Source organism: Lentibacillus populi (genome assembly GCA_014642895.1).
Lineage (GTDB): Bacteria > Bacillota > Bacilli > Bacillales > Amphibacillaceae > Lentibacillus_C > Lentibacillus_C populi.
In genome coordinates, this window is sequence record BMJD01000004.1 from 162,230 (window position 1) to 188,773 (window position 26,544).

22 protein-coding genes are annotated in these 26,544 nt (G+C 41.9%); 3 read left to right on the forward strand and 19 right to left on the reverse strand.

From position 1 onward, the window contains the following. Positions 1-17: 17 nt before the first annotated feature. From argB to mce, 6 genes are all read right to left on the reverse strand, one after another. Complete coding sequence (gene argB / locus IEX12_RS04940) at positions 18-833, reverse strand: acetylglutamate kinase (protein WP_088050569.1); 816 nt, start codon at positions 831-833, stop codon at positions 18-20. A gap of 13 nt (positions 834-846) precedes the next feature. After that, entirely contained in the window at positions 847-2,070 is a 1,224-nt protein-coding gene (gene argJ, locus IEX12_RS04945; protein WP_188724746.1) for a bifunctional glutamate N-acetyltransferase/amino-acid acetyltransferase ArgJ, read from the reverse strand. Between the two features lie 12 nt (positions 2,071-2,082). After that, complete coding sequence (gene argC, locus IEX12_RS04950; protein WP_188724747.1) at positions 2,083-3,123, reverse strand: N-acetyl-gamma-glutamyl-phosphate reductase; 1,041 nt, start codon at positions 3,121-3,123, stop codon at positions 2,083-2,085. Positions 3,124-3,515: 392 nt separating this feature from the next. Continuing rightward, the gene (locus IEX12_RS04955; RefSeq protein WP_102415119.1) at positions 3,516-4,763 is read right to left on the reverse strand and encodes a DNA polymerase IV; all 1,248 of its coding nucleotides are present in this window, start codon (positions 4,761-4,763) and stop codon (positions 3,516-3,518) included. Positions 4,764-4,983: 220 nt separating this feature from the next. Beyond that, positions 4,984-6,108: a M20/M25/M40 family metallo-hydrolase gene (locus IEX12_RS04960; RefSeq protein ID WP_088051006.1), complete on the reverse strand. Its 1,125-nt coding sequence runs from the start codon at positions 6,106-6,108 to the stop codon at positions 4,984-4,986. Positions 6,109-6,221: 113 nt separating this feature from the next. Continuing rightward, positions 6,222-6,776 carry a methylmalonyl-CoA epimerase gene (gene mce, locus IEX12_RS04965; RefSeq protein WP_088050573.1) on the reverse strand — a complete coding sequence of 185 codons (555 nt, stop codon included), beginning with the start codon at positions 6,774-6,776 and terminating at the stop codon, positions 6,222-6,224. A gap of 122 nt (positions 6,777-6,898) precedes the next feature. Between mce and prli42 the strand changes: the two genes are divergently transcribed. Beyond that, positions 6,899-7,045 (forward strand): stressosome-associated protein Prli42, encoded by a 147-nt coding sequence (gene prli42, locus IEX12_RS23310; RefSeq protein ID WP_088050574.1) that lies wholly within the window; start codon positions 6,899-6,901, stop codon positions 7,043-7,045. A gap of 24 nt (positions 7,046-7,069) precedes the next feature. On the opposite strand, the gene IEX12_RS04975 is transcribed toward prli42, so the two are convergent. From IEX12_RS04975 to IEX12_RS05020, 10 genes are all read right to left on the reverse strand, one after another. Next, positions 7,070-8,059, reverse strand: coding sequence for an aromatic acid exporter family protein (locus IEX12_RS04975; protein WP_188724748.1), 990 nt, complete (start codon positions 8,057-8,059; stop codon positions 7,070-7,072). Between the two features lie 121 nt (positions 8,060-8,180). Continuing rightward, a complete protein-coding gene (locus tag IEX12_RS04980) occupies positions 8,181-8,612 on the reverse strand; it encodes a BrxA/BrxB family bacilliredoxin (RefSeq protein ID WP_088050575.1) in 432 nt (143 codons plus the stop codon). Between the two features lie 105 nt (positions 8,613-8,717). Continuing rightward, entirely contained in the window at positions 8,718-9,986 is a 1,269-nt protein-coding gene (locus IEX12_RS04985; RefSeq protein WP_088050576.1) for a dihydrolipoamide acetyltransferase family protein, read from the reverse strand. A gap of 102 nt (positions 9,987-10,088) precedes the next feature. Next, positions 10,089-11,072, reverse strand: a complete 984-nt coding sequence (locus IEX12_RS04990; RefSeq protein WP_088050577.1) for an alpha-ketoacid dehydrogenase subunit beta — start codon at positions 11,070-11,072, stop codon at positions 10,089-10,091. Between the two features lie 17 nt (positions 11,073-11,089). Next, a complete protein-coding gene (locus IEX12_RS04995; RefSeq protein ID WP_088050578.1) occupies positions 11,090-12,085 on the reverse strand; it encodes a thiamine pyrophosphate-dependent dehydrogenase E1 component subunit alpha in 996 nt (331 codons plus the stop codon). A 167-nt stretch (positions 12,086-12,252) separates the two neighbouring features. Further along, entirely contained in the window at positions 12,253-13,674 is a 1,422-nt protein-coding gene (gene lpdA / locus IEX12_RS05000) for a dihydrolipoyl dehydrogenase (RefSeq protein WP_088050579.1), read from the reverse strand. Positions 13,675-13,679: 5 nt separating this feature from the next. Further along, positions 13,680-14,780 (reverse strand): butyrate kinase, encoded by a 1,101-nt coding sequence (gene buk, locus IEX12_RS05005; RefSeq protein ID WP_088050580.1) that lies wholly within the window; start codon positions 14,778-14,780, stop codon positions 13,680-13,682. A 15-nt stretch (positions 14,781-14,795) separates the two neighbouring features. Next, positions 14,796-15,890, reverse strand: coding sequence for a branched-chain amino acid dehydrogenase (gene bcd, locus IEX12_RS05010; protein ID WP_088050581.1), 1,095 nt, complete (start codon positions 15,888-15,890; stop codon positions 14,796-14,798). Between the two features lie 506 nt (positions 15,891-16,396). After that, complete coding sequence (gene yqiS / locus IEX12_RS05015; protein WP_188724749.1) at positions 16,397-17,299, reverse strand: phosphate butyryltransferase; 903 nt, start codon at positions 17,297-17,299, stop codon at positions 16,397-16,399. A 109-nt stretch (positions 17,300-17,408) separates the two neighbouring features. Further along, positions 17,409-19,484: a sigma-54 interaction domain-containing protein gene (locus tag IEX12_RS05020; RefSeq protein WP_188724750.1), complete on the reverse strand. Its 2,076-nt coding sequence runs from the start codon at positions 19,482-19,484 to the stop codon at positions 17,409-17,411. Positions 19,485-19,629: 145 nt separating this feature from the next. Between IEX12_RS05020 and IEX12_RS05025 the strand changes: the two genes are divergently transcribed. Together IEX12_RS05025 and IEX12_RS05030 are read left to right on the forward strand one after the other, a co-directional pair. After that, entirely contained in the window at positions 19,630-19,869 is a 240-nt protein-coding gene (locus IEX12_RS05025) for a DUF2627 domain-containing protein (protein WP_102415115.1), read from the forward strand. 641 nt (positions 19,870-20,510) lie between these two features. Beyond that, a complete protein-coding gene (locus IEX12_RS05030) occupies positions 20,511-21,857 on the forward strand; it encodes an aspartate kinase (protein WP_088050585.1) in 1,347 nt (448 codons plus the stop codon). A gap of 84 nt (positions 21,858-21,941) precedes the next feature. On the opposite strand, the gene spo0A is transcribed toward IEX12_RS05030, so the two are convergent. From spo0A to recN, 3 genes are all read right to left on the reverse strand, one after another. After that, positions 21,942-22,721 carry a sporulation transcription factor Spo0A gene (gene spo0A / locus IEX12_RS05035; protein WP_088050586.1) on the reverse strand — a complete coding sequence of 260 codons (780 nt, stop codon included), beginning with the start codon at positions 22,719-22,721 and terminating at the stop codon, positions 21,942-21,944. A 384-nt stretch (positions 22,722-23,105) separates the two neighbouring features. After that, positions 23,106-24,386 carry a SpoIVB peptidase gene (gene spoIVB / locus IEX12_RS05040; RefSeq protein ID WP_102415112.1) on the reverse strand — a complete coding sequence of 427 codons (1,281 nt, stop codon included), beginning with the start codon at positions 24,384-24,386 and terminating at the stop codon, positions 23,106-23,108. A gap of 411 nt (positions 24,387-24,797) precedes the next feature. Beyond that, positions 24,798-26,531: a DNA repair protein RecN gene (recN, locus tag IEX12_RS05045; RefSeq protein WP_088050588.1), complete on the reverse strand. Its 1,734-nt coding sequence runs from the start codon at positions 26,529-26,531 to the stop codon at positions 24,798-24,800. Positions 26,532-26,544 lie beyond the last annotated feature (13 nt).

Consider the following 26,544-nt stretch of genomic DNA (forward strand, 5'->3'; position numbering starts at 1 on the left):
TTTTTGCTTCCACCAATTCACACCCTTCCTGCCTCTAAATTAGCTGGTGTTTCTACTGCTTCATCCAATGCAAAAAGTGTCCCTGCGTTTTTCCCGGATACCTGCTTGATCAGACTCTTTTCTTCCTGTCCATTAATGATCGCCACCTTTTGCACCCCTTCTCGTAAACAGTCGATTGCCGCCTGTACTTTCGGAATCATTCCCCCGTAGATTTGACCGGCAGCAATCATTTTTTCTGCTTCGTTAGCGGTTAATTCAGAAATGACGCTGCCGTCTTTGAGTACACCTGGTACGTTTGTAACCATGTATAACGGTGCTTTCAACGCTTTGGCAACTGCTGCCGCTGCCAGGTCAGCATTGATGTTCCAGCGCTGTCCGGTTTCATCAATGGCAACGGGTGATATAACAGGGATTTTTCCTTGTTCCAGAACCATCTTTAGTGGCGTTGTATTAACGGAAACAACCTCCCCAACATAGCCCAGTTGCTGTTTGCTTTGTATAGCGCGTGCCAGAAGCAGCTTTCCATCGACACCACTTAAGCCAAACGCTTCGCCGCCATTTTCTACAATGGCACGAACAAGTTTTTTATTTATGGTGCCGGATAGAACCATCTCTACTACATCAAGAACTTCTTCGGTTGTTATACGCATTCCGTTTACAAATTTCGTTTCGATATTGAGATCCGTGAGCAATGAGGACACCATTGGACCCCCGCCGTGTACGATTACTGGTTGGGCTTGATAGTCCTCGATTAAGGTAATGACTTCCTGGTAAAATGATTCCGGAAGCTGGTCAAGAACACTGCCACCACATTTAATAATCTGATAAGCCACCGTCACCCTCCCCTCAAGTTCGATAGGAAGCATTAATTTTTACATAGTCATAAGATAGGTCACAGCCCCATGCGAACGCTTCCTCACTACCACTGTGCAAATCCACTGTGATCTTGATTTCATCATTCCATTTTAAATAATTGTTCACCAGCTCTTCGTGAAAATGAGTTGGCATACCATGCTGAACAATAGGTATATCCCCAATCGAAACAGCAAGTTTACTTGTCTCAAGCTCTATTCCGCTGTAACCAATCGAACAAATGATTCGGCCCCAGTTAGCATCAGCTCCAAATACCGCTGTTTTCACAAGACTTGAGCCAACAATCGTTTTCCCAATCGCCTTAGCGTCTTCCATACGAGCGGCTCCGGTTACCTGCACCTCGATTAATTTAGTGGCACCTTCCCCGTCTCTAGCAATTTGTTTTGCCAGCGATTGACAGACTTTCGTTAGAGCATCGGTAAACAGCTGAAAATTTCCCTTATCTGCCAATGTTATCGATTGATTGTTGGCTTCCCCGTTGGCCATGATCATAACCGTATCATTCGTACTTGTATCGCCATCAACCGTAATGCAATTAAACGTCTGGTTTACAGCCGACCTTAATGCCACATCCAAGGCAACCGGTTCAATGCTCGCATCTGTCGTTAAAAATGCAAGCATTGTTGCCATATTCGGGTTGATCATGCCAGAACCTTTAGCCGTTCCACCAATTGTTACAAGCTCCCCGTTTAATTCCAGTTGAATACAAACATGTTTCGTATACGTATCGGTTGTCAAAATAGCCTTCGCAAAGCTTTCTTGCTCAGATTCATTCAGATTAATTTGCGCAATTCCCTGTTTGATTTTTTCCATGGACAGCTGCTCTCCGATAACACCAGTTGAGTTAACAGCAACGAGGTGGTCGCTAGTCCCAAGCTTTTGTGCGAATAAATGGCGCATTTGGTATGCATTCGCGACTCCCTGCTCACCAGTACACGCATTCGCAACCCCGGAATTAACGATTAGCCCCTGGATTTTCTGTTCTACTGCAATACTTTCCTTTGTTACCAAAAGTGGGGCGGCCTGAAACAGATTCGTCGTATAAACAGCAGCGGTATGTGCCGGCACCTCCGAATAAAGCCAGCCCAGGTCATGCCGCTTCCGCTTGATACCGCAGTGAACTCCTCCAGCATGGAAACCTTTGGCCGTTAAAATACCACCTTCAGTTACTTCTTGCAATTCCGTTTGTGTCTCCATTACGCCCTCCTTCTATGGATAAACAGGGATGGTGTCAAGTCCTGTCCTTTCATCCCAATGATTTAGTAGATTCATATTTTGAATTGCCTGACCTGCTGCACCTTTTACAAGATTGTCAATGACAGAAACAACAATGACCATATTTGTCCGTTCATCAACCTTAACACCAATATCGCAATAATTTGTTCCGTATACCTCTTTTGTTCCTGGCCATGTTTTTTCCGGTCTGATGCGAACGAAATATTCATCCTGATATGCTTCCTTATACAATTGAACAAGATCAGCATCTGCTAATCGTTCTTTAAGCGGTGCGTATATCGTGCACAAAATCCCCCTTGTCATCGGCACTAGATGGGCATTAAAGCTGACCTTGATATCCTTGCCATGCAAATCGGTCAACACTTGTTCTATTTCCGGTGTATGCTGGTGACTTCCGAGATTATATGCTTTTGTATTTTCATTGATTTCGGAAAACAGTGATCCCTGCACTAGTTTCCTCCCGGCTCCGGACACCCCCGTTTTGCCGTCGATGATAATTTGCCCTGTTGTTTCCGCAATACCCTCCTTGATCAAAGGGATTATTCCGAGTAATGCTGCCGTTGGATAACAGCCTGGATTGGCAACGAATGTTTTATCTTTGATGCGCTCACGGAATATCTCTGGTAATCCGTAAACCGCCTGATCCAAAAATTCCGGTTCGGCTGGTGATTTTTTATACCATTGTTCGTATGAGTGCCCTTCTTTTAACCGAAAGTCTCCAGATAGATCGATACAGGGAAGTCCCGCCTTAACGAACGGCGGTGCGATTTCTTTCGTTACTCCTGAAGGTGTTGCGAAAAATAACACATCTACCCGATCGGTAATTTCATTCAAACTTAGCTTCTCTAAAGGCAATTCTAAGATGTTATGTAAGTGTGGATACTGGTCAGTAATCTTATGTCCCTGAGTCGAATGTGATACGAGTAAATCGAGCGTTACCATTGGATGGTGATGCAACAGTCGAACCAGCTCAACACCCCCATACCCATTCGCTCCAACTATTCCTGCCTTCACCCTGTATTCAGCCCCTTTAAAATGATTGTGTATTATTATAAATAATATAGTATAAATATGCAATAGGTATTTTAAAATAACTTATTTTTTTCAGATAGGGGATAGAAAAAACAGCCCACACGTTTCCATAAGTGTGAGCTGTACGCTTGGATAAATGGATTTATAAATAGGTTTTCAGAATACGAGCGTGGGAATGTATAGGACGTGCTCGCTCTTTTCAATTGGTGATTGTCGTGGGTGTTTTATCCGAACTTCAACTGAAACTTATTGTACCGATGCGGGTGTTGTCGCCTGACGTGGCCATCTTGAACAGTCAGTTACCACAGCGTATAAACTTTATAATTTCCATGATAATTATAAAAAACCCCCATCTAATGTAACAATGTGAGCTTTCATCTTTTATAATCATCCAAAAAATCCTTTTGAAAACTGGTACGCGGCTGATCGTTCTGCCCCTGATTTTCCATTTGTTTAAAAGGGTTTTTGCCGTATTTATTCGTTAATTCTTCAATTGCTGTATAGAGTTTTTCTTTCCTTGCCTCTTCTTCATACGTAAATAAATCCAATTGGTGTGCGATATTTTGCTTTTCTTCTACATCTTGAACTGTAATCCCTAGTAAACGAATCGGTTCAAGGTTCCAATGCTTTTGAAATAGTTCATTGGCGACACGAAGAATATCTTCCTTCTTTTCAATGTAGGATTGCAGCTTTTTGCTTCTTGTAATCGTTTTACGGTCATGATAACGAATCATAAGTTGTACACCAAGTCCTGCTGCCTGTTTTCGGTTCATTCTTCGCTCTACATTACTGGCAAGCTGCTCCATTAGTTTTTGAATATCAACCTCGTCCGTCGTATCCTCGGGCAATGTTTGCGAACTGCCAATACTTTTAAATTCGTTCACCGCCTCCGGATCGACTGGTCTTGGATCAATGCCATTTGCCCGATTACGCAGTCGTTCACCATTTATCCCTAACACTTGTTTTAGGTGATAGACATCACGGGAGGCAAGATCACCAATTGTCTTTACATCAATCGCATTCAATTTGCGAGCTGTTTTTTCACCCACACCATACATGTCGCCAACAGGAAGCGGCCATAGCTTTTGTGGCAAATCACGTTTACGGAGAATGGTTATTCCCATCGGTTTTTTCATATCGGACGCCATTTTTGCCAAAAATTTATTTGGCGCGATTCCAATACTGCATGGCAAATCCAATTCATCTTTAATCCGTTTTTGCAGGTTTTCAGCTATTCTGATTGGATTACCAAGCTGTTCGCATTCGGTTATGTCCATATAACCCTCATCGATCGATACCGGCTGCACGAAGGGGGTTATTTCGGCAAGCATTTTAAACATTTCTTGAGAAGCCATTCGATAACGGTCAAAATTCGGGCGCATGATAATTAAAGTTGGGCAAAGTTTCCTTGCCTGCCACAATGTCATGGTCGTTTTGACTCCCCTAGCTCTGGCTTCGTAGCTGCTTGTCACAATAATTCCTTTACGCTCTTCCGGGTTACCGGCAATCGCCAGCGGTTTCCCTTTCAACTTGGGATTATATGCCATTTCAACGGAGGCATAAAAGCAGTTCATATCAATATGAAAAATGACGCGACCTTTTTTCGGATACCAGTGAGACATGTTTAACACCCTTCACGAACGGTTGTTTCTATATTTTATTATAACATAAAAAAGAAAGACCGGATACCAACCAACCCAGTCTCTTTCATTTTTATATAGTTGTTCACCGGTGAACTCGTGTTATTTACTGTCCATTTTTGTTTACTGGCCAAATAAAAGCATTTACTGGCCAACCATTGTCATTCACAAGCCAAAATCCACTGTTTACTGTCCTAGACTATTATTTTGCTGCTTCCTCCACAATTGCGGTGATCAGCTCCGTCACTTTCACAAGCTCATCTACCGGAATCCGTTCATTTGTTGTATGAATCTCTTCATACCCGACAGCCAAGTTTACAGTCGGAATGCCGAACCCAGCTATCACATTGGCATCACTGCCGCCACCGCTTTTTAGCAGCTTGCTTTCGCGGCCAATCACTTTTGCTGCGTTACGGGCAACTTCCACAACTTGATCACCTGCTTTTTGGTTAAAACCAGGGTACATAATCTTCACATCAACCTCAGCACTGCCGCCAAGTCCTTCTGCAGTTGTTTCGAAGGCATCTTTCATTTTAGCTACCTGTGCTTCCATTTTTTCCGGAACAAGCGAGCGTGCTTCTGCTAAAATTTCTACATAATCACAGACAATATTCGTTTGCTGGCCACCTGCGAACCTGCCGATATTCGCGGTTGTTTCCGCATCAATCCGGCCAAGTGGCATCTTAGCTATAGCCTTGGCCGCAAGTGTAATTGCGGAAACACCTTTTTCGGGAGCAACCCCGGCATGTGCCGTTTTTCCCTTGATAACGGTAAAAATTTTCGCTTGTGTCGGCGCAGCAACAATGATATCACCCACAGCCCCGTTACTATCAATCGCATACCCGTATTTTGCTTTAAGCAAGGAAGAATCTAATGCTTTTGCCCCGACCAGGCCTGATTCTTCACCAACTGTGATCACAAATTGAATATCGCCATGCTCGATTTTGTTTTCCTGCAATGTGCGAATTGCCTCCAGAATTGCTGCAAGTCCAGCTTTATCATCTGCACCGAGTATAGTTGTGCCATCCGATACAATATAGCCGTCTTTAATCGATGGTTTAATTCCGTTCCCTGGAACAACCGTATCCATATGTGATGTGAAATAAATGGTATCTGCATCAGCTTTCGTTCCTGCTAAATTACAAATTAAATTACCTGCTCCATGACCGGTTTCTGCTTTACTGTTATCCTCTATAACATCAAGCCCCAAGTCAGTAAATTTTTGCTTTAAAACACCGGCAATTTTCGCCTCCTGTTTTGTCTCTGAGTCAATTTGTACCAATTCCATAAATTCATTGATTAAGCGCTCTTGATTTATTTGAACCATTTGTACTGTAGCTCCTTTTGCTTGAATTTTAATTCCACCATGCCCCGGTGCAAATCCAGTACCATTACTCACGAGGTTGACCTATCGCATCATTTGTTATATCAAAACATCCATTATCCTTCACTTCCGCCTTCCTCTTGGCACAGCTCAAATAGAACGCCGTTCGCTTGCTTCGGATGGAGAAATGCGATTCTGCTGTTATCTGCACCTCGTTTTGCTTCCTCGTTGATTAAGTTGATACCACCATTTTTATATTGTACTAGCCGCTCCTTGATATTATCCACGGCAAGAGCAATATGATGAACTCCTTCCCCTTTTTTATCGATAAACTTTTGGATTATTGATGTGTCATGAAGCGGTTCCAGCAGTTCAAACCGGGTTTCACCAATCGAAAGAAACGCAATCTTTACCCCTTCTGACGCTACCGTCTCAACCGCTTCAAGCTCAAGGCCCAATACATCGGTGTAAAAGGAAATCGTATCATCGATTGACTGTACGGCAATCCCGATATGGGAAATTTTCTTTGGCTTCTTATCCTTGTCACCAAAATATAGCCGGTTAACTGCTATTTCCGATGACGATGTGCAAACAGTCCTCTGTTCTGGAAAACTTTCAACCGTCTTATCCACGGCTTTTTTCTGATCAGGTTGAATCTTGTCTTCAGACATTGTTTGCCACCTCAAATCAAATCTCTTTTTCTGATTACCATATTCATTATTTTTTACACTTGTCCAATCCCGATTTTAACGATAAAATACAAGTAGCATGTTGGAATGAAGGAGGAATTCCGGTGGCTCAGAAACAAATCAACAAGCAAGCGAAACAAGCAGCAAGGAAACGGTCAAAACGTGAAAAACGATTTAAAGCAGTTGTCTACATCATGATACTCGCTATGGTTTTGACATTGTTTACAACAGGATTAGCAATGTTTTTATAATCGGCAAAAGAACCGAAGACTGGATTAGGTAGCAGATTGTTCAGCTCCAGTCTTTTTATTTTTCTTTACATCACTTGTTTTGAACTTCTTTTTTAAAATTAAATAGTCCTCAATTTCATGCAGCAGACGAAAAAGGTTTGCCCTTGTTTCAAATTCCTCTTTCGTAACAGGTAGCGGTTCCTGGTCAAAGGCCTTATGCAGTTCATCCAATTCATCGAGAAACAGAATAGCTGTATTGCCAGGGTGAACAGCATCTGCCAACTTTTCAAAAAAACAAGCAATCTTCTCGGAAATGGTAACTGTATTGGGCAGCCTGGTTACGAGTGGCAGCATTCGTTGAAGCAATGCAAATTGCTTTGTCCGCATCACAAAATAATCAGCGTATGGATGTTTATTTCGTAACAGGTGATTTTCCCTGTCCCGCGCCACTAAATCATTTGCCTCCTGCAGAATTTGTTCTGCCTCCGTCAATTCCTTGCCATCCCACGCTTGATTTTTGTCTCGTATGTATAATGCAATTTCCTGCAAAATTGTTCGGAAATTCTCCTCCAGTTTCTGCTGCTTTATCGTTAATTCATTATCCAAGCTTGGCATATATAAATTTAACAAAAGTCCAGTTCCTACACCAACCAAAATCAACAAAAATTCCTCTATTACAAAAGCAGTGGAAATATGGCCAGCACCATACAATTGTAAGATAATAACGGAACTAGTCGCAATCCCCGGTGAAATTTTTAAAAATACGGTAGTTGGAATGAAAAATGCCAGCATGATTCCAACTGATATTGGATTGTAGCCTATCGTTTCAAAGAACACAAAGGAGAAGACAATGGCCAATGTACAGGCTAAAAAACGGTGCCAAGCACTCAAAACTGACCGTTTTCGTGACGGCTGTATACACAAAATCGTTAAAATTCCAGCAGAAACATAATTTGTTACCCCTAGCAATTGAGCGAGTGTAATAGCAATCGGCGTGCCTATTGCTGTCTTAATTGTCCTATAGCCAATTTTCACTATAAAATCTCCCCTAACAACGATCTGGAACCCAATACGAGAACTGTAAATCAATTGGTCTGATTAAAATGAGGCTGACCCGTTAACCCAGAGACAGCCCCCTTTAAATACGTGGAAAACATTATATTTCTTCGCAATGTTCATCAAAAACATGCTGGAGCTTGCCAATCACGTCCATCGCTGTAAAACCCTCAATATCATGACGTTCCAGCATTGTTACGATCTTGCCATCCTTGAGAAAGGCAAATGATGGTGATGAAGGTGGGTACCCTTCAAAATACTCTCTTGCCTTTTCCGTAGCTTCCCGGTCCTGGCCAGCAAAAACGGTTACTAAGTGATCCGGCCGTTTATCGTAATGAATGGCATTAGCAGCAGCTGGACGAGCAACACCGCCGGCACACCCACAAGTAGAGTTAATCATAACCAAGGTCGTGCCTTTACGGTCAAGCGCTTCTTCTACTTGTTCCGGGCTTTTCAACTCTTCGTAACCAGCTTCGATGATATCTTTGCGTGCTGCATCGACAACATCATTCATGAATAGATTGAAATCCATCTGAACATCCATCCCCTTAATGTAATTTAAGTATAGGTAAATCCTTTTTTAAGCTTATCAATTTTAGTAACAGTTTTCAATTTAAATTGCTTGTGGACAAAGCAATTAATAGATGTTGACTGTTTCTTTGTTGAGATGTTCCAAAATTTCTTTTACCCTCGCAAGAAATTTTCCGCAGATAAGCCCATCGAGAATACGGTGATCCAACGATAACGACAAATTAACCATGTCTCTTGCGGCAAACATATCGTTGATAATCACCGGGCGTTTTACAATTGATTCGATTTGCAGGATTGCAGCTTGCGGATAGTTGATTACCCCCATCGAATGAATCGATCCAAATGACCCGGTATTGTTCACCGTAAACGTGCCACCATGCATGTCATCAGACGTTAGTTTACCAGAGCGAGCTTTTGCTGCAAGCTCATAAATGTCTTTCGCAATTCCTTTGATGCTTTTTTCATCAGCATGTTTAATCACAGGTACAAACAATTCCTGATCGTTTGCTACCGCAATGGATAAATGAATATCCTTTTTTTGGATAATTTTATCACCGGCCCAGACACTATTCAATTGCGGGTATTCTTTTAATGCTTGCGCGACTGCTTTCACAAAAAAAGCAAAGAATGTAAGATTATAGCCTTCTTTTTGTTTAAAGTCATTTTTTACTTCGTTACGATAGGAAACAAGGTCTGTCACATCCACCTCGACGGTCATCCAGGCATGAGGGATTTCCTGTTTGGCGCGCACCATGTTTTGGGCAATCACTTTACGAACACCAGTAACCGGAATCTCGATGTCACCAGCTTGTGTCGTTTGCTGGACTGCTTTCATTGGTGCTGTTGTCTGCGGAATCGAATCTTGTCGTTGGTTATCCCGGCCAGGTTCCTCGCTTGCTGCAGGTATTTGCCCGGATGACAGGATTTTTTCAATATCTTTTCTAGTAATGCGCCCGCCTTTACCACTGCCATTTACCTGTGTTAAGTCAATATCATTTTCCTGCGCCATCCGTAATACTGCAGGAGAATAACGCTTTTTCATGGATTGATCGGCATTTGCGCTGCTTTCTTCCTCAGGTTTTTGCGCTTTTTCGTTATTATTTTCACCAGGAGCTTTATCATCAGAAGAACTGTCCTCTGCGTCGATATAACACATCAGTTCACCAACTTCAATCGTGTCCCCTTCCTGGGCAATGAGTTCTTTTATCACACCGGTAAAGGAAGATGGTACTTCTGCATTTACTTTATCGGTCATGACTTCGGCAATTGGATCGTATTTGTTCACTTTATCGCCAATACCTACCAGCCAGGAACTGATCGTACCTTCTGTAACACTTTCACCTAGCTGGGGCATGTTAATCTTCTCCATAGCCATGTGGATCCCTCCTTTATGAATATTAACTGTAGCTAAATGCGGTTGTAATTAATGGCGAAACAAGCCAAATCCAGTCTAGCGTCTAGTGAAATGCTTCTTTAGTTAAAATTCCGCTAACTCCCGCATTGCTTTTTCAACTTTATCCGGATTAACCATGAAAAATTTCTCCATAGTTGGTGCATATGGCATTGCAGGTATCTCCGGTCCTGCCAAGCGCTTTATTGGAGCATCCAGATCAAATAAGCAATTTTCAGCTATGATGGCAGCAACCTCGCCGATCACACTGCCTTCCTTATTATCCTCCGTAACTAGCAATACTTTCCCTGTTCTTTGAGCCGCTTCAATGATTGCCTCTTTATCGAGTGGGTAAATTGTCCGCAGATCCAAAATATGTGCATCAATTCCTTCTTCTGCTAATTTTTCTGCTGCTTGCAGGGCAAAATGAACACATAACCCGTACGTAATAATCGTGATATCTGAACCTTCCCGTTTCACGTCAGCCTTACCGATCGGCAGCACATAATCATCTTCGGGAACTTCCCCTTTTAACAGACGATAGGCACGCTTATGTTCAAAAAACAGCACAGGATCATTAGCACGTACAGATGCCTTAAGTAATCCCTTCACATCATATGGAGTTGAAGGCATAACAATTTTTAAACCTGGCTGGTTGGCAAATACAGCTTCTACCGATTGTGAATGATAAAGTGCTCCATGAACACCACCGCCGTACGGGGCGCGAATGGTAATCGGGCAGTCCCAATCATTATTGGAACGATAGCGGATACGCGATGCCTCGGAAATAATCTGGTTTACAGCAGGCATAATAAAATCGGCAAACTGCATTTCCGCAACCGGACGTTTTCCGTACATGGCAGCACCAATCCCAACCCCAGCTATTGCCGATTCAGCTAGCGGTGTATCCAGTACCCTCATATCACCAAACTCATCATATAACCCCTTTGTAGCGCCAAACACACCACCTTTTTTGCCAACATCTTCCCCAAGCACAAATACGTTCTCATCACGGTGCATTTCTTCTTTTAAGGCTGTCGTTACAGCCTGAATATAGGACATTACTGGCAAGATAACTCCCTCCTTCTCTATGCTTCTTCATACACAAATTTCAAGGCCTCTTCCGGCTCTGCATAAGCTGCATTCTCCGCATAATCTGTCGCTTCATTTACAACTTCACTTATATCGTCCTGAATCTCTTTTTCCAATTCCGCAGTTACAATTCCGGCTTCTTTTAAGTAGGCTGCAAACGTTATAATAGAATCCTTTTTCCTTGCTTCCTCTACTTCTTCACTTTCCCGGTATTGACGATCATCGTCATCACTTGAGTGGGCGGTCAGGCGGTATGAAATGGTTTCAATTAATGTTGGGCCATCCCCTTTAATTGCCCGTTCCCGAGCTGTTTTTACCGCCTCGTATACGGCAAGCGGATCGTTTCCATCAACCGTTACGCCTGGCATGCCATACCCCTGGGCGCGATCCGATACTTTTTCACATGCCAATTGACGTTCGATCGGAACAGAAATAGCATATTTATTGTTTTCCACCATGGTAATGACTGGTAATTTGTGGACACCAGCAAAATTTAACCCTTCGTGAAAATCTCCCTGATTGGAGGAACCTTCCCCCAGGGTCACCAATGAGACAATGTTGTTGTTATCCATTTTTGCTGCCAACGCAACACCGACCGCATGTGGCACCTGAGTAGTAACTGGTGATGACCCGGTCAATATTCTGTTTTTCTTTTGGCCGAAGTGACCAGGCATTTGCCGGCCACCTGAATTCGGATCTTGTTTTTTAGCAAAACCGGATAACATTAAATCTTGTGCGGTCATCCCAAAGGAAAGAACAACACCCATATCACGATAATATGGTGCCACATAGTCTTTCTCACGATCAAGTGCAAAAGCTGCACCCACTTGTGCCGCCTCCTGACCTTGGCAGGAAATGACAAATGGGATCTTGCCTGAACGGTTTAACAGCCACATTCTTTCATCAATTTTTCGAGCTAATAACATGGTTTTAAACATGTCTAATACCTGGTTATCTGATAAACCTAATGCTTCATGACGATTAGTTGACATAAAAGGTGCCTCCTTTTTAGTTTCTGCTGTACCATACTCGCTGAAGCCAAACATATCGTATACAATCCAATTTAGGCAAAATACTGTCCTAAATCGAGTATTACCGCAAATACTTCGCCAAATCCAAATTACTGTACAAACTGCTGTGAACAGCCTGCATTCCGAATTTACCCGTGAATTTGCTTCCCATCTACCGCTAGAGCAGCCTCCCCCATCACTTCCGATAATGTCGGATGCGGATGAATGCTTGAGGCAATCTCCCATGGTGTTGCATCAAGCACTTTGGCAATGCCTGCCTCAGTGATCATGTCCGTTACGTGCGGTCCAATCATATGAACTCCCAATAGGTCGTCATTCGTTTTATCGGCAATTATTTTGACAAAGCCTTCTGATTCACCGTAAACTAGCGCCTTGCCAATTGCTTTAAACGGAAATTTACCTATCTTTATTTCCTTGCCTTGTTCTTTCGCCTGCTTTTCAGTTAAACCAACACTGGCAACTTCGGGATTCGAATAAATGCAGGTTGGAATGCTTTCATAATCAATCGGCAGCGGGTTTTGATCAGCCATATGTTCGACTGCGGTAATTCCTTCATGTGAGGCGACATGCGCCAGCTGCATCCCGCCGATACAATCACCAATGGCGTAGATATGGGATTCCTTTGTTTGATAAAATTGATTTGTACGGATTACCCCTTTATCAACCACAATATCGGTATTTTCCAGGCCAATATTCGTCGTATTTGCCTGTCTCCCCACCGAAACCAGCATTTTTTCTGCTGTGAAGTTTTCCTTTTTGCCGGCAATTTCAGCTTCGATACGGATTCCATTATTGATCTTTAACGTATTGTCTAAAACCTTTGCGCTTTTAACAAAGGTGATTCCTTTTTTCCGCAAAAGCTTTTCAACCTCTTTGGCGATTGCTTCATCCTCAGTTGGCAATATTTGTTCCAAGGATTCGACAACCGTAACTGCTACGCCGAAATCGGCAAGCATGGATGCCCATTCGATTCCGATGACGCCACCACCGACAATGATAATCGTTTTCGGCAATGCCTCCATTTGCAATGCCTCATCAGAAGTCATGACGTATGTTCCGTCGATTTCCAGACCGGGTAATGTTCGGGGACTGGAGCCAGTTGCAATCAAAACATTCTTGGGGACGATCATCGTGTTTTCATCGCCGTTTTCGTATTCAACAGAAATGGTTCCAGGCATTGGCGAGAAAATACTTGGTCCTAAAATCCGGCCAAACCCTCGATAAACATCAATTTTCCCCTTTTTCATCAAGCCTTTTACTCCCTGGTGCAGCGAATGGACAATGTTTGTTTTTCTGTCCTGAACTTTGGTAAAATTTAGTGTTGTGTTTTTTGTTTCGACCCCATACAAGTCTGCTTCTTTTGTCTGTTTGAAAACTTCTGCACTACGGAGTAAAGCTTTAGAGGGGATACATCCCCGATGCAAACACGTCCCCCCAAGTAAATCCTTTTCTACTACTGCAACCTTCATCCCAAGCTGTGATGCACGGATGGCCGCAACATAGCCGCCTGTTCCTCCACCGAGAACGGCAAGATCATATTCTTCTGCCATCGATTCTATTCTCCTTTTATCTCGAAATTTTCCGGGTATTGCTTTGCAGTCTCGTTATTGCGTAAAACGCGTAATGTTCCCTCCATTAGCGCCTGCAATTCATTCTCCCCGGGATATACAAGGGTATCAGCAATCCAATTTACCCGAGACGAAATCATTTCAACAAATGTTTTACCATATGCAAGACCACCTGTCAGGACAATCGCATCGACTGAACCCGCTAAGACTGTACTCATCGATCCGATTTCCTTCGCGATCTGATATGCCATTGCGTCATATATTTCCCTTGCTTCTGCATCTCCGTTTTGGATTCGCATTTCTACTTCAACGGCATCATTTGTCTGTAAATAAGCCATTAGACCGCCATGGCCAACAAGCTTTTTCATGATCTCATCAAGATAATACTGTCCGGAGAAACATAATGAAACCAAATCACCTGCTGGAACTCCTCCGGCACGCTCGGGTGAAAAAGGGCCATCCCCGTGCAGTCCATTATTTACATCAATCACCTTTCCATGGTGATGTGCACCAACGGTAATCCCGCCGCCCATATGGGTAATGATCAGATTCATTTGTTCATAGCTCTTCCCCAAATCAGAGGCGCAGCGTCTTGCTACAGCCTTTTGATTCAAAGCATGAAAAATACTCTTTCTCGGTATTTCCGGGATTCCGGAAATTCTGGCAATTTCAGCTAGCTCATCTACGACAACGGGATCAACAATATACGCTGGAATGTTTAGAGATTTAGCTATTTCATGAGCGATGATACCACCAAGGTTTGAGGCATGTTCGCCATAATAGCCTTTTTCCAGGTCGTCGAGCATCGTCTCATTCACCCTGTAAGTACCACCTTCAATTGGCCGGAGCAAACCGCCCCTGCCACAGACCGCACTTAACTTTGATATGTTAATGCCTTCATAATCCAATTGCTCCAGAATAATTTTTTTTCGATACGCATATTGATCAATGATTCGCTTGTATGATGCCAGTTCTTCGGTTCGGTGACGAATTGTTTTTTCAAAAATACATGTTTCATTATCAAATACACCGATTTTAGTTGATGTTGATCCTGGATTTAACACTAATATGCGAAATAACTGCTGCAAGGCTATTGACCTCCGTTATCTACGGCTCAACGTATGATGTCCATTTAATAAAAATTGATTGCGTGACTTGCTGACGGAGGCAATTCTTTCTTCAGCCATCCGATCCGCGGCAACATAGGTTGGGATATTATCACGTTTGGAAATTTCGAATACCTTCAGCAAACTATCGTAAATAGTTTCGACCTTCTTCATTGCCCGGCTTTGGTTGTAACCGTTCAATTCGTCCGCGACATTAATAACCCCACCTGAATTAATGACGTAATCCGGCGCATAAACGATTCCTTTTTCATGAATAATATCGCCATGTTCCGTTGTTTTTAATTGGTTATTCGCAGAACCTGCAATAACTTTCGCTTTCAACTGTGGAATCGTATCATCGTTAATTGTTGCCCCAAGTGCACATGGAGCATAAATGTCACAATCTACACCATAGATATCATCCGGATCGACTGCTTTAGCACCAAACGTCTCAACAGCACGGTTTACAGCTTCTTTATTAATGTCTGTAACGATTAAATTTGCACCTTCTTTATGCAGGTGTTCGCAGACTGCATACGCAACATTTCCTACACCTTGAATAGCGACTGTTTTTCCTGCCAAAGCGTCTGTTCCATATGCGGCCTTTGCCGCTGCCTTCATGCCTTTATAAACCCCATACGCCGTAACAGGTGACGGGTTTCCGGATGAGCCAAACTCGGGAGAAATCCCGGTTACAAAGTCTGTTTCCATGTGAATTAAATCCATATCCTGAACCGTTGTTCCAACATCTTCAGCAGTAATATACCGGCCATTCAGACTTTGAATATAACGGCCAAACGCACGGAACATTTCCGGACTTTTGTCCTTTTTTGGGTCACCGATAATAACTGTTTTTCCGCCCCCAAGATTTAAACCTGCTGCAGCGTTTTTATAAGTCATTCCTCTGGCTAAACGTAATGCATCTTCAATTGCCTCTTCTTCAGAATTGTATGTCCACATCCTCGTGCCGCCAAGTGCAGGCCCTAATGTTGTATCATGAATTGCGATAATCGCCTTCAGTCCTGAATTTTTATCTTGGCAAAAAACCAATTGTTCGTAATCATATTCTTCCATATAAGTAAATATTTCCATGTCTGTTTCCTCCTTTAAAATCCATACAAAAGGCAGCCAAATTGGAAGGTCGCCTATAAACGACACGTCAATAGCCAACGTTCCCCGCCAGCACGTTCTGTGCGTCGCAAGAAAGGCGAGACGACGCAGTAAGAAAAGCGCAAGCGCCCGTTTAGCAACGTACAAACTGGAGCACTCCGCAATGAGATAAAGGAAACATGCCCCTGCAAAAGGGGTATGCCGACGTTGGACGCAAAGTCCGCTTTTAGTCGGCCTTCCTCCTTACCCGAACCGATGTTGACTTATCGTAGTGAAGGAGTGTGAAGTTTGCTAGTTGCTGGGCGCTGGAGCTGGACATGGCCAACTCTGACGCAATCAGAATAGAGCCTAAATTTTTATACTTTCTTTACCTATGAGAAATCGGGGGAAAGCTTCCCCGATTTCATATCGTACGCCGGAAAAGATCCGGCATTCGCCCAGGTGCACAGAAACAAGTAAGGTCCGAGTTTCGCCGCTTGGACAACCTCCTAAAATGTAGTGGAGGCTAATAATGCAAGGGTCAGTGAATATACTTTATTTTCCGCTGTATCTGTCCGGGAAGTTAAGACAATTGGTGCCGATGCACCGCTAATCACTGCTGCTACTTTTGCGCCTGCAAAATACATGAACGATTTATATAAAGCATTACCTGTTTCAATCCCCGGCACAAGTAAAATATCGGCATTTCCTGCAACCTCTGAATGAATTTGTTTATGGTCTGCCGCTATTCTTGATACCGCATTGTCAAATGCTAAAGGACCATCTATAATACACCCTTTAATTTGGCCACGTCGCTGCATCTGTGTTAAGGAAGCCGCATCAATCGTTGCCTGCATTGCCGGATTAACTACTTCCACGGCTGCAAGTGGCGCAACCTTTGGATTAGCTATTCCGATACAATGAGCGACATGAACGCAATTTTGGATAATCTGAACCTTTTCAGGTAACGCTGGGGCGATATTCATTGCTGCGTCGGTTAGGAACAGCAGCTTGTCACGTTCCGGAAATTCAAATAACGCAACATGTGACAATACATTTCCGGAACGCAATCCACACTCTTTGTTTAATACCGCCGTTAATAAATCCTTCGTCGAAATATTTCCTTTCATTAAAATGGACGCTTTTTGCTGGTGTACTGCTCTTACCGCAGCAGCACCCGGATTTTCTGTCTCATCAACGATCGATAGTTGTGGTGACGTTACATTGAGGTCAATGGAGTCTGCCAATGATCTTGTTTTTAGTTCGTCACCAAACAATAAAAAAGAACATAAATCCTCCTCAATTACCTGCTTAATAGCCTTAAGCACATCCACATCCGTTGCATTTGCGACAGCAACTGTCTGCATGCTTTTTCTTTTTGCTTGTTCTTTTAATTCTGCCAGCGTATGCATTATTTCCTCCCTGATGGCTTCCCTTGTTAAAGTTGCAAGTTCTATGCCAAATGTTATTATATTGAAAGCGCTTCATTTGCAGTAATATGCATAATGCAATTTTTTGCAATCAGGAAAAATCTTGCGTGCTATTTCTTTCAATTTGATATTTCTTCATTTTATAGTAAAGGTTCCGAATCGACACATTCAGTTCTTTCGCTGTTTTCGTTTTATTGTAGTTATTTTGTTTATATACATGCGCTATATATTGTTTCTCATAGTCTTCTACAGCGGTTTGCAGTGATTTGGTCATTAGATTGTCAGTCGTAACGTGATGGTCCGATTTTGCCGGCGTAACGACTAGATCAGGAATATGCTCCTGTTTAATTTGTTCCTCGTTCATATCCATATAGATCATGGCTCGTCCAATGACATTTTCCAATTCCCGAACATTTCCTGGCCAGTGATATTTTTCCAATATTTTTAGTGCATTGTTTGAAATTGACTTGACATTCCGGCCATAGTCCTGGTTTATTTTCTCAATAATACGGGCAACCAGTGGAGGTAAATCCGTCATTCTCTCCCGCAATGACGGAATATGGATTGGTAATCGGTTTAACCGGTAATACAAATCCTCCCTAAAGGTTTTTTTCATAATTGCCTTTTCCAGATTTATATTGGTAGCTGTTATAATCCGGACATTAATCGCGATCGGATCGGTACCACCAACCCGAACAATTTCGTTTTCCTGCAGTACACGAAGTAATTTTGCCTGCATATGTAAAGAGAGCTCGCCAATTTCGTCGAGAAAAATACTTCCCATATTTGCCTCTTCAAATATTCCTTTTTTTCCGCCCCGTTTCGCCCCGGAAAATGCTCCTTCTTCATAACCAAATAGTTCACTTTCCAAGATTGATTCCGCAATTGCAGCACAATTGACACGGATAAATTTATTATGCTTTCGGTCACTCTCATTGTGAATGGCATGGGCAAAAAGCTCTTTACCTGTACCAGATTCCCCTCGCAGAAGCACGGTTGCGGGAGTACGTGCGCCTACTTTAGCCTGTTCAAGTGCTAATTTCATTTCTGGTGAAGTGCCGACAATATCATCAAACGTATATTTTGCTTCCAGATTGCGGATAATCTGTCTGGCTCGTTTAAGTTCACTTGTTAAAGCTTTAATCTCTGATACGTCGTGTAATACGCCGACACTCCCTTTTATTTTACCATCAACGATTACAGGAGCGACATTGACTAATACATCCCGTTTGGCTGATCCCACTTTCATCCGCACACCCCGGACTGGACGGCGCGTTTTTAACACCTTCATGTGCATGCTTTCCCCTTCAGATATATCCACAGTCGCTGGTTTGCCGACAACATCGGTTTCCTTTAATCCGGTTATTCTCGTATACGCAGGATTGATCATAATTCCCTTTCCGTTCTCATCGACAACACTAATTGCCTCATCCGAAGAGTAAATGATCGCTTCAAGCATTGTTTTAATTTCTGTTAAATCGGTATTCGCCTCCGCCAAATCCATCACTTCGGTAATATCCTTAAACACCGCAAAAGCGCCAATTATTTGATCCTCGGCATTAATCATCGGTATTCTCGTTGTAATCAGGCGCTTGCCGTTCTCCAACACCAATTTTTGGTTGACTTCCCTTCGACGACTTTGCAGCACGTGGGGCAATCTGCTTTGTGCAATGACCTTGGTAATCGGCTTACCGATAAGCTCCATTTTTGGTACTTCCATAATACGTTCCGTGCTTTTGTTGACAAATTGAATCATTTCCCGATTGTCAATTACAATCATGCCATCCCGAATATTGTTCAGGATAAGTTTCTGGTTATTCATTTGCAATTTTATTTGACGTAATAATGTTTCTTTTTCTTCCATTAACTCAGCTATTATGTATGCTATAGAACCGGGAATAACAATCGTTTTTTCGCTGGACGACGTAATCAATTCCTCAAGCACCTGTTCATCGCCAGTGGCCTCAATTACAATATCAATATCCTGATTGATCCATTCCCGCCAATAAGCTCCGATTGGTATTCCAAAGCTTTCGGCACGTGCCAATCCTTTCGCTTCCTGATTTTTATCAATTACCGCAACAACTTCCAGACGATCGGTAGCAGATAAAATCTCCAGTAAAGCTGTTCCACCCTTTCCCGCCCCAACAATCAGCACCCGTTTCATAATACCCCACCTTGCAATTTTTTGCACACTTTTATCATAAGCTATTCTGCATTATTTAGCAAATCCTATAATTATTTCTATTTTTTATTGCTTTTGCTATACTAAATGAAGTTAATATAATGTGTTTTTAAAAAGGGGAAAAGGTATGATTCGAATTATTGCCGTATTAATGTTGGTAATTCCAGGAATAATCGCGGCATATGGAATTAAACTTATGCGTGATTCATTGTTTAATGAACTGACTGGTATCTTCCTTCATACTGGATTGCAATTTTTTATCGGTTTTATTTTTTTTGCTGCAGGATTGGCCTTTATTGGCGGATTTATTGTACATCGTGATCGCAAACGTCAGGCAGAAAGGAAAAATAATAGAAGCAGAAGATAACTAATACAAATTAGTTGTCTTTTTTTACATCATCCAGCTCCAGTCAGTGTCCAGCAACTTGTTTCTCCTCCTTTTCGGTTGATGTCCTCGTTTTCGGGTTGATCTTCACACTCTCGGGTTGATATTCTCGTTCTCGGATCGATGTGTTGATGACCCCGCTCTCGGGTTGATGACCCCTCTCTTGCACTGACTTTAGGTCGGTTAAAGAACAAAGGCGCAAGCGCCCATTTAGCGGCGTATGTGCTGCGCCCTGCCAAGCAGGGTGGTTCGGTGTTGCTGCGCAAAGCAGCGGTTTTAACCGAACATTCCTACCGTAGGAGATAAAGGAAACATGCCACTAAAAAAGGGGTATGCCGACGTTGGACGCAAAGTCCGCTTTTAGTCGGCCTTCCTTCTTACCCGAGTCGATGTTGACTTATCGTACGGAGGTGAAGGAAGCACACTAGCCGCTGGGCGCTGGAGCCGGACGTGGCTTATCCGGTTATTAAGTTATCCACAGCCGCAAAATTTTATAATTTCCTAGACGAGGACATAGTCGCATAAGTCGCCACCCTCAACTCCCAATTTTGGTTCACAAATCACCTGGAATGTGTTACTATTTGTAACATTATTATAAAACTTGAATTATTGGGGCGATGTTTATGAAGGTGGCAAAATTTGGCGGAAGTTCCGTAGCAAGTGCCGAACAAATTAAAAAAGTAGCAGCAATTATTACCGATGATCCAGCGAAAAAATTTATTGTCGTGTCTGCACCAGGAAAACGAAATAAAGACGATTTTAAAATCACTGACAAGCTAATTGAGATAGCAAATCGCCATTGTCAAGGTGAACCATATGGACACTTGACCGAAACGATCATGATGCGCTTTTCCGAAATTCTTGATCAGCTAAATCTTTCTTCAGCTATTGCCGAAGAACTTCATCAGACGTTGGAAGAAGCGTTGGGAAGTAATGAATATGATTCTCCAAAGGTTGATATAGTAAAGTCATTGGGAGAAGTCTTTTCAGCGAAAGTGCTGAGTGCATACTTAACATCAATCGGACTCAATGCCACATATACGAATCCAGAAACAGCTGGCATTATTGTGAGCGACGAGCCTGGGAATGCGCGGGTTTTGGAGGAGAGCTTTGCCAATCTGTATGCATTGCGGAAAAACAGTGGAATCCAGATTATCCCAGGTTTTTTTGGTTACACCAAAGCAGGAAAATTAGTTACCTTTTCCCGCGGTGGCTCTGATATTACCGGTTCAATTGTCGCAGCAGGAGTAAAGGCAGAGCTATACGAAAATTTTACAGATGTTGACTCCGTATTTACGGTAAATCCATCAATTGTTTATCGGCCAAAACAGATTTCAACGATCACATACAAGGAAATGCGTGAATTATCGTATGCAGGATTTTCTGTTTTTCACGACGAAGCATTAATTCCCGCTTTTAATGTAGGAATACCAGTTTGCATTAAAAATACGAACAATCCTGAGGCTCCCGGGACAATGATTGTTGCCGAAAAAGAGCCAACAGAACAATGTGTTGTCGGAATTGCTGGGGATGGCGGTTTTTGCAGCCTTTATGTAAGTAAATATTTAATGAACAGAGAATTGGGTTTTGGCAGGAAATTACTGCAAATCTTTGAAGATGAACATATTTCGTTTGAACATGCACCATCAGGAATCGATGATATGTCCGTCGTTATTCGGCAAAATCAGTTTACTGCAGAAAAGGAAAGAATTATTTTGCAGCGAATTCAAGATGAATTAAATGTGGACACGATTAAAATTCATCGAGATTTGGCAATGATAATGGTTGTTGGTGAAGGAATGATAAGCACAATTGGTGTTGCCCAAAAAGCAACAAAGGCAATTACTGATGCAAACGTTAATATGGTGATGATCAACCAGGGGTCTTCAGAAGTATCAATGATGTTCGGAATCCAGGAAGTGGATCTAAATCGTGCTGTTCAATCGTTATATAAAGCTTTTTTCGAATAATGAAATCAAAAATAGTACTGGAAACATGTTTTAGTAAATAAGTTTCCAGTACTATTTTTAATTCATCAGCCATCACTAACACAGTTAACTCGCCTTATGTTCCAGTCGCAATCGGTCAGCGACCATGGCAATAAACTCTGAATTCGTCGGTTTTGCCTTCGAAATACTGACTGTATACCCAAATAATGCTGAAATTGATTCAATGTTGCCTCTGCTCCATGCTACTTCAATGGCATGCCGAATCGCCCGCTCGACCCTTGAAGCTGTCGTATTAAATTTTTTAGCGATATCAGGATACAACACCTTTGTAATGGAACCAAGCAATTCAATATCATTATAAACCATTGTAATGGCTTCCCTTAAATACATATAACCTTTAATATGTGCCGGAACACCTATCTCATGAATTATATTCGTAATACTTGCTTCCAAATCTTTTTTCAGCTGGTCCTTTTTATTAACCTTTTTCTTTTTCGAATGAGGAATTCCACTTCCCTGAACTTGACGAATTTGGTCAGCCAAATTATCCAAATCAAATGGTTTCAGGATAAAATAAGCAGCACCTAAATCCACCGCTTTCTTCATAACTTCTTCCTGCCCAAAAGCTGTCAGCATAATAACACTTGGATCATGATTCCTCTCCATACTTCTTAGTTGATTAAGCACTGCCAGTCCATCGACATGAGGCATGATTATATCCAATATAAGAACATCAGGCTCAATATCCTCCAGCAACTCCAGGCAATCACGGCCATTATATGCTGTACCAATCACCTCGATATCCTGCTGCCCATCAAAATATTCCTCCATCAATTGAATAAGTTCTCTGTTATCATCTACTAAACAAACCGATATTTTTTCCACCAATCCGTTCCTCCCTTTATGTATTTCGATCCTTCACGTAATGTATTCGACATAAGAACTAAATATCCTTTTTTTATTTAAAAAACTTTAATTTTTTTTGTAAAAACTTCAATTAGCTCGATTTTACTCTTGTTTACGATTTAATTTGATAAAAAATGATAAATTACGACAAATATACAGTAATTTTGTCGAAAAATATTACAAGAAAAACCCAAAAGCAATTTATTTTTGCTTTTTGGTTTTGAAAGTATGGATAAAGTGAATCTTCATTCAGTTGGGAAGGAGTCCCTCCCTCACTGAATGCTGAATGCCCCCACCTTCCTGTATTTGGTTTACTCACCCTTGGAGGTGGGGGGATTACATCGTTAATACGTGATAAATTAACTAACTTGCTTTTTCTTGTTCTTCATAAATATTTATTCCCGCTTCCTGCAGCATCCATTCTATATGAACACCATACCCTGATGTTGGATCATTGACAAAAACATGGGTAACCGCTCCAACTACTTTTCCATCCTGAATGATCGGACTACCGCTCATTCCCTGTACAATACCACCTGTTTTCTTCAACAATTTTGGATCCGTTATTTGAATAATCATCCCTTTTGTAGCCGGATACTTTTGTGGAACGCTACTAACAATTTCCACATCGAACTCTTCCACCTTTTCCCCGTCAACAACAGTTAGAATTTTGGCTGGCCCTTCTTTTACCTGATGGGATAACGCAATTGGCATTGGTTTATCGTAGGCATCATTCTTAATCGGTTTTGTCAGTTCACCGAAAATGCCAAACGGGCTGTTCTTCGTAATGGTTCCGAGTTTATCGTCTTTTACCGAGAATTCGGCTTGCTTTTCTCCTGGCGTTCCACTATTCCCTTTTTCAATGGACGTAACGTTTGATTGTAAGATTTTTCCATTGTGAATTTGGATTGGTTTTTGTGTATCCATATCCGAAATCACATGACCCAATGCGCCATATTTTTTTGATTTAGGCTCGTAAAATGTCATAGTCCCAATTCCGGCCGCTGAATCCCGAATATATAGTCCAATTCGATATTCATTTGTCTTTTCGTCCATTACCGGGTTTAGAGTAGTTTCGATTGTTTCCTTCCCCCTTTTAAGGGTGACCTCTAATGGTTGATGGTTTTTACCGGCTTTCTCAACATATGGTTTTACCTCCGCCATTTCTTTGATTGGTTTGCCATTAATTTTTAAAATGACATCACCAACCTTTATATCTGCGCTCTCGCCCGGTGACTTGGACCCATTTTCACCCTTGACAAGATGATGGCCAACAACAAGGACACCTAAAGTATGAAGCTGAACACCAATGGATTGCCCACCTGGAATGACTTTGATATCGTCTAAAACATTCAGGTTTACTTTCTTAATGGGAAACCCTGCTGCTTCGTACACTAGTTGGCTGTTGCCAGGCTCTTTTGCATAAAATTCAGAGGGATCTATCGCTTGAACAGTTTCATCAGCTGCATTAACTGTAACATCATCACCTAATGCCGGGACTTTAATCGGAGCTTGATTCATAAAGGTAACAATTTCATCGGGAATGGAAAGGTATTGCTTTACTGGTGTAAAAAAAGGAACTGCTGTTATGATGAACAGGAGCAGAATTCCTGTCAATATCCGTATTTTATTCGTGTGCTTCAATCCATTCACTCTCCTCGTTCCTTGCCCATACCATTATTATATCTGTACTTCTAATTTGACCGAACACAATCGATTTTAAACTGGTGAAAGATAAGAAAAGCTGTGTATCATTTCCTTTTCAATAAAGTGAAACTTCATTTAGTGAGGGTTTCCGTCGCACAGGATGTGCTAGTGCCGTCGTTGTCCCAGACGTGGCGTATTTAGTCTTTGTTCCTAAAATCGGACATTTACGGGCTGTTTATCCCCGATCTCCAGTTTTTGCTTTACTCACGAATAAAGGTGAAAAAATCGGTTGAAAACGAATAAGTCCTAAAGAGGAACACGTTCATAATTGGGGAAAAATAAAAAGCCGGACAGTTTATTTTCCGGCTTTTTCGGTAAAATTATCCTCATTTTTTTCATTTTACAGAGCTAAACATTCATTTCCATTTTACTTTTATAGCTTGCAGCGAGATCCAATAATTCTTTCGCATGTTCTTTTGCGGTATCTGTCAGCTTTGTACCCGTTATCATACGGCCTAATTCGTCGATCTTTTGCTCGATTGTTAATTCTGACACGATAGTGGACGTGTGGTTATTTTTCGCCTTTTTCTCAATTAATTTATGCGTATCGGCCATTGCAGCAACTTGTGGTAAGTGTGTGATACACAAAACCTGCGATTCATTGGAAATATGGAATATCTTCTCGGCTATTGCTTGGGCAACACGACCACTTACCCCTGTGTCAACCTCGTCAAAAATAACACTAGTAACACCTTGATGTTTGGCAAAAATTTTCTTAAGCGCCAGCATGATTCGTGATAACTCCCCGCCAGAGGCTACTTTATTTAGGTCTTTTAAAGGTTCACCCGGATTTGTCGAAATCAGAAAACGGACATAATCATACCCGTTTTTATGTAATTTCACACCAGTTCCTTCAGTACTTTGAGCCGTTTCCGTTTTGGATTCAATATCTGCTGCAAATGTCGCTTTTTCTAAATACAACCCTTTTAATTCATGGTGAATATCTTTTGTGAGCATATTTGCGGCCTTTTGGCGTATATCATGCAATTGTTTTGCCTCCAGATAAGCATCGTGCTCCGTCTCGTTTATTTGTTCGGATAAATTTGCTAAATGGGAATCTTTATTAGTGATTTGCTCCAGTTCCTCTTCAATTTTTGCCATATACTCAATTATTTCATTAACAGTTGTCCCATATTTTTTCTTTAATCGGTTTATTTCATTCAACCTTGCTTCAATTTCATTTAACCTTCTTGGGTCATATTGCAATGTTTCAGCATAATTGCGTAATTCAAAGGTCAATTCTTCAATGATATAATAATGATTGGACAATTCCTCCGCTTTTTCCGCAATAAAGCTATCATAAGCACGGTTTTCCTGTAATGCCTGACTTGCTTTGTTTAACCATTCAACGCCTTTTTGTTCTCCATATAAGGCATTATACGCATCTTGCACACCTTGATAAATGCGTTCGAAATTTGCTAATTTGTCCCGTTCCTCTTCCAGAACTTCATCCTCATGCGGAGATAAATCAGCCTGTTCCAGCTCATTCATCTGAAATTCAAGTAAATCAAGGCGGTGGGCCATCTCAATTTCATTTTCACTTAAGTGTTGATAGCGCTTTTTTAGCGTGTCAAGCTTTTCAAATAAGTGTAGGTATTCTTCTTTCGCCCGTAGCGTTGCCTCTCGATCATATAAATCGAGTAAGTCAATATGGTTCTCCGGATCCATTAAGCTTTGCGTTTCATGTTGACTGTGAACATCAATCAGTCTCCTGCCAAATTCTTTCAGGATGGCTAATGTCACCAATTTTCCATTTACCCGGCAAATGCTTTTTCCATTGGCAGTAATTGTCCGGTGTAAAACAACCATCTCATCCTGAATTTCGATGCCATATTGTTTACCGACATTATAAATGGGATGGTAGTTATCATCGATACTGAACAGACCTTCAATTTCAGCCTTTTTGGCATCATGACGGACAAATTCAACGGAACCACGTCCACCAGCAAGTAATTGGACAGCATCAATAATAATCGATTTTCCGGCCCCGGTTTCCCCGGTTAATACCGTTAGACCTTCGTTAAAGGTAATCGATATTTTATCTATAATAGCAAAATCCTGAATCGATAATTCCGTAAGCACGATTCGTCACCCC

What these genes read in the sequence shown, in the direction of transcription:
- argJ (WP_188724746.1), bottom strand. Translation starts at nt 2,070, where the DNA reads ATGGAGACACAAACGGAATTGCAAGAAGTAACTGAAGGTGGTATTTTA.
- IEX12_RS04955 (WP_102415119.1), bottom strand. Translation starts at nt 4,763, where the DNA reads ATGTCTCACTGGTATCCGAAAAAAGGTCGCGTCATTTTTCATATTGAT.
- IEX12_RS04960 (WP_088051006.1), bottom strand. Translation starts at nt 6,108, where the DNA reads ATGGTTCAAATAAATCAAGAGCGCTTAATCAATGAATTTATGGAATTG.
- mce (WP_088050573.1), bottom strand. Translation starts at nt 6,776, where the DNA reads ATGTCTGAAGACAAGATTCAACCTGATCAGAAAAAAGCCGTGGATAAG.
- IEX12_RS04980 (WP_088050575.1), bottom strand. Translation starts at nt 8,612, where the DNA reads ATGGATTTCAATCTATTCATGAATGATGTTGTCGATGCAGCACGCAAA.
- IEX12_RS04985 (WP_088050576.1), bottom strand. Translation starts at nt 9,986, where the DNA reads ATGGCTATGGAGAAGATTAACATGCCCCAGCTAGGTGAAAGTGTTACA.
- IEX12_RS04995 (WP_088050578.1), bottom strand. Translation starts at nt 12,085, where the DNA reads ATGTCAACTAATCGTCATGAAGCATTAGGTTTATCAGATAACCAGGTA.
- lpdA (WP_088050579.1), bottom strand. Translation starts at nt 13,674, where the DNA reads ATGGCAGAAGAATATGATCTTGCCGTTCTCGGTGGAGGAACAGGCGGC.
- bcd (WP_088050581.1), bottom strand. Translation starts at nt 15,890, where the DNA reads ATGGAAATATTTACTTATATGGAAGAATATGATTACGAACAATTGGTT.
- yqiS (WP_188724749.1), bottom strand. Translation starts at nt 17,299, where the DNA reads ATGCATACGCTGGCAGAATTAAAAGAACAAGCAAAAAGAAAAAGCATG.
- IEX12_RS05020 (WP_188724750.1), bottom strand. Translation starts at nt 19,484, where the DNA reads ATGAAACGGGTGCTGATTGTTGGGGCGGGAAAGGGTGGAACAGCTTTA.
- IEX12_RS05025 (WP_102415115.1), top strand. Translation starts at nt 19,630, where the DNA reads ATGATTCGAATTATTGCCGTATTAATGTTGGTAATTCCAGGAATAATC.
- IEX12_RS05030 (WP_088050585.1), top strand. Translation starts at nt 20,511, where the DNA reads ATGAAGGTGGCAAAATTTGGCGGAAGTTCCGTAGCAAGTGCCGAACAA.